2 protein-coding genes are annotated in these 1941 nt (G+C 57.3%); both read right to left on the reverse strand.

Annotation, left to right across the window (positions count from 1 at the left end):
* Window positions 1-74 precede the first annotated feature (74 nt).
* On the reverse strand, window positions 75-845 hold the full coding sequence (istB, locus tag HB860_RS04440) for an IS21-like element ISAeme17 family helper ATPase IstB (RefSeq protein WP_043172592.1): 771 nt from the start codon (window positions 843-845) through the stop codon (window positions 75-77).
* The gene (gene istA / locus HB860_RS04445; protein WP_101880927.1) at window positions 842-1855 is read right to left on the reverse strand and encodes an IS21-like element ISAeme17 family transposase; all 1014 of its coding nucleotides are present in this window, start codon (window positions 1853-1855) and stop codon (window positions 842-844) included. The genes istB and istA overlap by 4 nt, the downstream gene beginning before the upstream one ends.
* Between the last annotated feature and the right edge of the window lie 86 nt (window positions 1856-1941).

The raw sequence follows: 1941 nt of genomic DNA on the forward strand, positions 1-1941 counted from the left end.
TGTCAACGCCGACCGAAAACTGATCCACTCTGGCTAATTTCGCCGATTGAAAAGTGATCCACCCGGACATGGGGTTAATTGGTTTTGGGTGTGGCCCCCGCTTTGCGTTTCTCTTTCAAACGATAGCTTTCACCGCTGATCTGAACGATGTGTGCATGATGTAACAGTCTATCGAGCATAGCTGCCGTCAGTGTCTGATCATCGGCAAAGGTGCTGGCCCACTGGCTAAAGGGCAGATTGCTCGTCAAGATCAGGCTCCCTTTCTCATAACGTTTGGCGATCACATTGAAAAACAGGTTTGCTTCCTCACGCCCAAACGGCAAGTAGCCTATCTCATCGATCACCAGTAAACGCGGCCCCATCACGACACGGCTGAAGTAGGCATTAAGCCGCTCCTGTCGTTGAGCTGCTTGCAGCTGCAACATCAGGTCTGCTGCGCTGATAAATCTGGTCTTGATGCCAGCCATCAGAGCCCGATAGGCCAGTGCGATGGCAAGATGCGTCTTGCCCACTCCGCTTGGGCCCAGCAGCACTATGTTTTCGCTACGCTCTATAAAAGCCAGGCTGGCCAACTCCTGCAACTGGCTGCGAGGTGCGCCACTGGCAAAGCCGAAGTCGTACTGCTCCAGCGTTTTGACCACGGGTAACGTGGCCAATTTGAGCAAGGTCTGGCGGGTGCGCTCGGTCCTCAAGGTCTGCTCTGCGTGCAGCAACCACTCCAGATAATCGGCGAAGCTCGCCTCCTCGTTGGCCGCCTTCTGAGCTAGTGTTGACCACTGGGCAGCAATCCCTTCCAAGCGCAGCGCCTGACTCAGGGCCATCAGGCGTTCATGCTGCAAGTTCATACGTTCACCTCCAGCAGGTCTTGGTATACCGATAGCGGATGCTGCAAGCTCTCCAGCGGCATGGGGCGCGCGGTGGCCGTGGTGCCGGGACTAACGGGTAGCGCCTGTGGCAGGGGTAGAAAATGAGGCAGCTCTTGTTGCAATCGGATAGCCGGGACTTCACCGGTAGTGCCATGGCTACGCTGGTTGGCGATGTCTTGCAACCAGGGGCCGATATGGGCATTGGCGGTTGACACATCTAGCGCCAGTCCTGCCTGCTTGAGGGTGGCTGCTAGTGGGGTGACAAAACTGCGTTTGAGGTAGCCGTTGAAGCGCTCGACCTTGCCTTTGGTCTGGGCCCGGTAGGGACGGCAGACGCGGGGGCGAAAACCGAACTCTTCGGCCAAGGCGAGCAGGGCCGGGTGCCAACGATGGTCACCTTCACCGTAGGCATCCCGTTCGCGGATGATGGTGCTGGCATTATCAAATAGCACCTCCTGCGGGACCCCACCGAAGAAATGACAAGCCTCACGCAGTCCGGTCAACCAGGCATCATTACGTTCGTGATCGAAGAAACGGACATAGCTGGCGCGGCTAAATCCCAGGGTAGCAACAAAGGCCTTTAGAGGCCGATTGCCGCGGCGGATAATGGTGAAATCGACCTGCATCTGTTTACCGGGGGCCGTTTCAAAACGGACGATGGTGCCAGAGGCGTCATGGCGCAGAGGCGATAACCAGGCCTTGAGCTGGGAGAGCCCGCCAGTGTAACCATGCTCTCGCAGTTCCCTGAGCAGAACCGTCGCCGGGATCCAGTGTGGCTTCGCTGCCTGGATACGCGCTTGCAGATAGGGTTTAAAAGGATCGAGCTTGGTTGGTCGGGCTGCTCGGTTGGGATAGATTGGCAGGCCCGGGTTGCGCAGATACTTGCGAACCGTGTTACGGGACACCCGCAATTGCTGGGCGATAGCCCGGATGCTCATGCCCTGACGGGCCAACACTCTGATTTCCACTGATAACTCCTGGGTCAACATGGGCGTGGCTCAAAAGCCACGATCTTGGCCCAGGTGGGTCAACTTTACTCCGGCGTTAGTGGGTCATTTTTACATCGGCGGTGACA

The organism is Aeromonas genomosp. paramedia (assembly GCF_023093515.1).
GTDB lineage: Bacteria > Pseudomonadota > Gammaproteobacteria > Enterobacterales > Aeromonadaceae > Aeromonas.